General features: G+C 39.9%; 6 protein-coding genes. 4 read left to right on the forward strand and 2 right to left on the reverse strand.

The genetic code is table 11. The features are described from left to right. Window positions 1-19: 19 nt before the first annotated feature. Window positions 20-202 carry an LPS translocon maturation chaperone LptM gene (lptM, locus tag H5202_RS03625; RefSeq protein WP_182770849.1) on the reverse strand — a complete coding sequence of 61 codons (183 nt, stop codon included), beginning with the start codon at window positions 200-202 and terminating at the stop codon, window positions 20-22. A 79-nt stretch (window positions 203-281) separates the two neighbouring features. On the opposite strand from lptM, the gene cyaY reads away from it, so the two are divergent. Beyond that, on the forward strand, window positions 282-617 hold the full coding sequence (gene cyaY / locus H5202_RS03630) for an iron donor protein CyaY (protein ID WP_182770842.1): 336 nt from the start codon (window positions 282-284) through the stop codon (window positions 615-617). Between the two features lie 70 nt (window positions 618-687). Here cyaY and H5202_RS03635 read toward each other — a convergent pair whose 3' ends face one another. Next, entirely contained in the window at window positions 688-3,144 is a 2,457-nt protein-coding gene (locus H5202_RS03635) for a class I adenylate cyclase (RefSeq protein ID WP_182770843.1), read from the reverse strand. A 274-nt stretch (window positions 3,145-3,418) separates the two neighbouring features. Here H5202_RS03635 and hemC point away from each other — a divergent pair, with 274 nt between their 5' ends. From hemC to H5202_RS24150, 3 genes are all read left to right on the forward strand, one after another. Beyond that, window positions 3,419-4,348, forward strand: a complete 930-nt coding sequence (gene hemC / locus H5202_RS03640; RefSeq protein WP_101086284.1) for a hydroxymethylbilane synthase — start codon at window positions 3,419-3,421, stop codon at window positions 4,346-4,348. A 25-nt stretch (window positions 4,349-4,373) separates the two neighbouring features. Beyond that, a complete protein-coding gene (locus H5202_RS03645; RefSeq protein WP_182770844.1) occupies window positions 4,374-5,093 on the forward strand; it encodes a uroporphyrinogen-III synthase in 720 nt (239 codons plus the stop codon). A gap of 85 nt (window positions 5,094-5,178) precedes the next feature. Continuing rightward, entirely contained in the window at window positions 5,179-6,222 is a 1,044-nt protein-coding gene (locus H5202_RS24150) for a uroporphyrinogen-III C-methyltransferase (RefSeq protein ID WP_182770845.1), read from the forward strand. Window positions 6,223-6,270 lie beyond the last annotated feature (48 nt).

Consider the following 6,270-nt stretch of genomic DNA (forward strand, 5'->3'; position numbering starts at 1 on the left):
ATGCGGTCCCTTATAAATGCTATTCTTGTTGTGAAGTTGAGGGTTGAGAGTCGAGATCCTCAGTTTGCTTTGGCACATCTGTGCTGGCAGATTTAGGGGCGACTTTATTGGCCACTGGCTCAGGCGTTTTGTATAAAACGCCTTTTTGACCACATGCGGTTACCAATAGGCTAGCAAGCATAATAAATAAAAGCAGTCTCATTTTTCTCAACATCTGTGCATCTAGTGAATAATGGTCTTATAATCGCATTCATAACGCAGAAAGCAAAGGATAGAAATACATGGCTATTACAGATACTGAGTTTCATCGATTAGCCGATGAAATGTTTGCCGAAATAGAGAACGCAGTCGAAACAGCAATTGACGAGCAAGATGCCGATGTAGATATCAATGCCAGCGGCAATGTTTTACAACTGGCTTTTGAAGACAGTTCGCAAATTGTCATCAATAAGCAAGAACCTCTACATGAGATTTGGTTAGCCACAAAATCTGGTGGTTATCACTTTAATTACAATGATGGTAAATGGTTAGATACTCGTAATGGGTTGGAATTTATGTCTTTTGTAATTGATGCAATCAACAAACAAAGCGGTATCAAGCTCGAAATAAACGCATAAATTTAGCAATGATTTAGTTTGTGACAGTGTTTGAGTAAGTTATGAGATAGTGAGTGAGAATGGGCTTTGCTTAAAATACAGAGCCCATCTCATCTGCCGACAAACCAAATGGCATTACCGTTAACTTACCTTCAATACGCACAAGTTGGAAAAACTGCGGCATATTAAATACTGATGAGTGCTGTTTTTGCTCGTCAAATACATACAAGTGGCTTTCTTTAGCGACAAAATCATTGATACCGGTGTGTTGATATTGTAAATGTTCAAGCTGATTGTGTTCATCCGAGATAAACACATCAAGGGTTTGATTACGTTCACGTAAAAAATATTGTTTAGCCCCAATAGCAATGAAATTTTGGATCACCAATGGTACATTCAAATCACGATCGGCAACGGCCACGAGACGAGGCAACGCAGAGGAATCAACATTTTCAGTACCTGTTATCGAGTCTACTTTACGGTAAGTGACACCTAATACATTGAAATAAATATTATATTGCTGTTCCGCAATCATGATCGGATGCACCAATGTATTAGCCTGATTAACCTTCTTCATCAAGCCATAACAACGTAACAGTAGTGTTTTGAGTTGATTAAAAATCGGTTGTTTTAATTTTGCCGAGCAACTAATAATCGATAAATCAACTTGCTCATTTGAGCGTTTTAATCCCAGAATAATAAATGAAATAGCCTCGAGCAATGCGGTTTTGCCATTAAAACGGTGACACTGCCATTCACCCCAACTGTTTAAACAAACCACTGCGACCGATGACAACATGCTGATTTTTGTCTGACCAAAAGAGAGTATGTTGGCATTAACATGTTCCAATACCAGTTCTTGTTCATCCAATAGCGTGGTCGGATCTTTATCCATATTGGTAATCAACACAATTTTTTGATAACACCATGGTTCGCATAAATCACGTTTATTAACCGTTGGTATATTGTGCATAACAGGGATGAGTTTGCGCGTTAGGTAACTCAATTTATCTGTCCGTCTTTTACCACGTCCAACTTGAAACCATTGAGTATCTGTCGTTGCGAGTCCATTCAACACTGACCATGCGACTAAACTGCATATATTATCCGCTTCGTGAATTGAAGAATTATCGAACTCATTTCTTTGATTGCGTGCAACCGCTTGAGACGGATCTTTGTCGACATAAGCTTGGCGATATAGATAAAAACGAGATGCTTTTTTGCAATGAAAAACTGTTAAGGATTTTTCAGCAGTCGATAAACTCCATAAGCGGTTCAGAGGCTGCACTAAATGATCATCACCACTAAAGTAAGTATGTAGTTTACGCGCCAACAAACCTAATTCTTCAACCCGCATACGTTCACTTAGCGTTTGTTTTGAAGCAAATTCCAGTAGATTCTTGTAACTAACTAATAGCAGTTCACTGAGTTGCTGATTGAACCATTTTAACTGGCCGGCATGCCAATGAGGGCTATTATCCAATGTGGTCAACAGCTCATGACTCCATCCCCATTGCTTAACCAGTATGTTCATTTTCTCAACCCGCCAGTCTGCCGCACTATGTAGTGATAAACACGATAACGTGACACCAGACTTTAAGTAAAAACAACGTCTGACAATTTCTAAACGATTGTCATCACCTTGAGCGACCAAATAGGCTTCAATACGTTGGTAAAGCAATAAGTAAGCATCGTTATTAACACTAAAATCTTGTTGCTCACAATGTTGCCAAATTTGTTGGGTAATCAGTGTTGTACGGGGATATTCCGAGGCATAAGTTTCTAGCAATAATACTTTTAATAATGCTTTATGAGGTTTATTAAGCCCTTTATACAGCTGCCATAAAGAGGCACCAAAATACTCTGCTGCAGGCAAAGAATTGATATCACCAAGATAAAGTAAATTGACATCCGACGCTGTATTTTGACCGTTTGCATCGGGCCACCAAGCAACAACTTTACCTGCAAGCCGAATGTGAGAGCGATAAAACTCTTCTAATAACAGCCAATGCTGACTACTGCCACTATGCTCTAATCCTACTGGCTGGCAATTATCAAATGTGCTGCACTCTCTAAATTGCATCGGATGCACAAGATAAAAGTTCACTTCAAAATCAAAACCTGCAAACCAATCACTGATAAGTTTGTTCTTATATTCAATTAATTTCAGCTGGTCTTGAGTCAGTTTACTATTGTAAACCAACCATATATCGACATCACTTTGCGGGTTTTGGCCAAAGCTTGCAGTGCTTCCCATGGCATATACGCCTTCAAAAACACAATCACTTGGTTGGTTCACCTCAGGAATCGATAAAGACAAGGCATCACATGCTGAAATTATCGCATCTGATAAGGTAAAATTGTGAATACCACAAGGCGTGTCAGGGTCAATAATACCGTGCACATCGATTTGATTATGATGTATAAGAAAGGGAATTAGATGAAATAAATGTTGCTGTAAATCAGGCAAGACATTCAGTATTCTAGCCAATCTGGTACTATTTAGTTTCTCTGCTAAATCCTTTTGATAATGTGCCGTTTTTGTCAAGATTGACTTCCTTATTCCTTTCTCTAAAGCAACTATCTGGTAATAATTAATGATAAAAGCCTAACCCTTAACGGCTATTATTGCCAATCAAGATCACACTTTTATTAAAAAAGTGATCATCGTAGCATTTATTTTTTATTTCACCAGTAGCTAACAAACAATATTAATCAAAAATAAGCCCTACAGACTTCAAACAATTGCCATCGATTTGTTACATCTAAGCGTGAGCGATGATAGCATTACCCTAATGAGGCTATTTGATGGATCTACTACCATGTCTGAAAATATAATTCGTATCGCAACACGTAAAAGTCCACTTGCAATGTGGCAAGCTGAATTTGTAAAAGCTGAGCTTGAGCGTATTCATCCAGGACTGACCGTTGAGTTATTACCAATGAGTACTAAAGGTGATGTCATTTTAGATACCCCTTTAGCTAAAATCGGTGGCAAAGGGCTGTTTGTTAAGGAGCTGGAAGTTGCCATGCTTGAAAATCGTGCCGATATTGCGGTGCATTCCATGAAAGACCTGCCAGTAGAGTTTCCAGAAGGTTTAGGCTTACAGGTTATTTGTGAACGTGAAGACCCACGTGATGCATTTGTGTCAAACAGTTATAAATCTATCAGTGAATTGCCTCAGGGCGCGGTGGTAGGTACATCTAGTTTACGCCGCCAGTGCCAAATTCGTGCTGCACGCCCTGATTTAGTCATCAAAGATTTACGCGGAAATGTCGGTACCCGTTTAGCCAAGCTAGACAGTGGTGATTATGATGCCATTATTTTAGCTGCTGCCGGATTAATTCGTTTAAAACTAAATGAACGTATCGCTAACTTTATTTCTGCCGAAGAATCATTGCCAGCAAATGGCCAAGGTGCTGTAGGTATCGAATGCCGTACCGATGATGTGCGCGTTAAAGCCTTATTAGCCCCCCTTGAGCATTTAGAAACCCGTTATCGAGTAATTGCTGAACGAGCAATGAATACTCGTTTAGAAGGTGGATGCCAAGTCCCTATTGGTGCTTTTGCTGAAATAAACGGTGATAACTTAACTCTACGCGGTTTAGTTGGTAATCCTGATGGCAGCCAAATAATCACAGGCACTGTTTCGGGCCCTAAAACTGATGCAGTGACACTTGGGGAGTCTCTGGCAGAGGATTTATTGAGTCGCGGTGCTAAAACGATTTTAGATGCCGTGTATGCCAGTTAATCTTGTGTCATCAAGATAACAGATCATGAAAGTCTTGCTAACGCGTCCACAAGGGCGCAATCAAGCAATGGAAGAGCAACTCTCATTGCGAGACGTTGCTTATCTTGTTACTCCGCTATTATCAGTTGTAGAAACCACAGAACAACTCGAACCTACTCACTTAAATAACACTGACAACTTACTGTTTATTAGTAGCAATGCAGTGGACTTTGCCGCACAAAAACTACAACTGCAATTTCCGACTCATTGTCGATATTTTGCAGTAGGCCAAGCTACGGCAGATAGCCTAGCTCAATATAATATCAGGGCTTTTACCTCTCCAGAAGACAGTCAAGATAGCGAAGGACTATTGTCGCTAGCGCAATTACAAGATGTCGATAAACAGTCATTTATTATTGTTCGAGGGTTAGGCGGACGAGAAACACTTGCGGATCATTTACGGCTACGAGGCGCCAACGTGAACTATTGGCAAGTCTACCAACGAGCCATGCCAAAACTTGACGGTAAAGCGATAACTCAGCAATGGAAATCGTTTGGAATTGATACCATTGTTGTCACCAGCGGTGAAATATTATCCAACTTAGTTGACCTGGTACCAAAAGAATTATTTGCATGGCTACGTGCATGTCATATCATAGTCCCTAGTAACCGCGTCGAATTACAAGCAAAAGCAATGGGCTTAAGCCACATTACCAATGCAAATGGAGCAAATACTCAAGCTATACTAGCGAGTCTTGCGTTATAATTTGTTATTGTATTGTTATCTTGCATCGACACGCATTTATTAATATTGCTTTTATTGGTTGTATTTTTGCTTTCAAGGACTGTTCATGGAAAACAATAAAAAAGATCCAAACCCGCCAGCTCACAAGGATGAGAAAGTAATTTCTCCTGTGCCAAGTCCTGTAGAAAAGCCGACACAACCCAAAAAAGGCAATGCAACCAGCCAAAAACCTGCTGACAGCAAAACCAATAATAATCAGTCAAACTCCTCAGCTAATTCACCTGTAAATAATAGTCGACGCAAAGCGAAGCCTAGCTCTTGGTGGATCCGTCTTGGGGTGTTATTCAGTTTAATCGTGGCAACTGTTGCTATTGCAGCGTGTTATTGGCTTTATTTGCAGCTTGATCAACAAAGTAATGGTCAAACTCAGTTAGGGCAAAATATCTCTGAGCAAGTAACCCAAAATAAATCGTTAAAATATGAATTACAGCAAACGGTAATGGCAACCAATAAGCGCATTGGCACATTAGAGCAACAACAGCTGAATGATACCAAGGCTTATGCGAAATTAGCTGAGTTGCAGCAGTCTACTAAACAATTACAAGAACGGGTTACAGTAATTGCACAGCGTAGTCCTAACCATTGGATGGCATCAGAAGCTGAATACCTTGTTCGCATGGCGGGCAGAAAACTGTGGTTAGAAAACGATCCGCAAACCGCTATTGGTTTATTACAATCGGCAGATGAGCGCATTAGTGCGATGAAAGATCCTGCATTAACAGTATTACGTAAAGCCTTAGCAGACGACATCAGCAAAGTTAAAGCATTAACAACAACAGACATCACCAATACTATCTTTGACTTAGATACCCTTATTGATGGCTTAACACAATTACCATTAAATCGCGTTGATGAAAATTTTGCTGGCAACAAAAATACCCAACAAGTAACAGATTCGATTGATGACTGGCAACAGAATTTAGCCAGCACTTGGCATGATTTAACTGACGGGTTTATTACAATCCGGAAACGGACAACTGATTTAGAACCACTATTGTCGCCTGAACAGCAATGGTATTTGGTCGAAAATATTCGCAACAAATTATTGCAAGCGAAATTGGCATTGTACCGAATTGATCAAGTGAATTAACAACAGTCTATTTCGTTGGCGGATAAGCGGTTACAACAGTACTTTGAT

Origin of the sequence: Shewanella sp. SG41-4 (genome assembly GCF_014164505.1) — a bacterium.
In the GTDB taxonomy this organism is placed as follows: Bacteria; Pseudomonadota; Gammaproteobacteria; order Enterobacterales; family Shewanellaceae; genus Shewanella.

Coding starts and splice junctions, on each gene's coding strand:
- H5202_RS24150 (WP_182770845.1), top strand. CDS start 5,179: ATGGAAAACAATAAAAAAGATCCAAACCCGCCAGCTCACAAGGATGAG.
- lptM (WP_182770849.1), bottom strand. CDS start 202: ATGAGACTGCTTTTATTTATTATGCTTGCTAGCCTATTGGTAACCGCA.
- hemC (WP_101086284.1), top strand. CDS start 3,419: ATGTCTGAAAATATAATTCGTATCGCAACACGTAAAAGTCCACTTGCA.
- cyaY (WP_182770842.1), top strand. CDS start 282: ATGGCTATTACAGATACTGAGTTTCATCGATTAGCCGATGAAATGTTT.
- H5202_RS03645 (WP_182770844.1), top strand. CDS start 4,374: ATGAAAGTCTTGCTAACGCGTCCACAAGGGCGCAATCAAGCAATGGAA.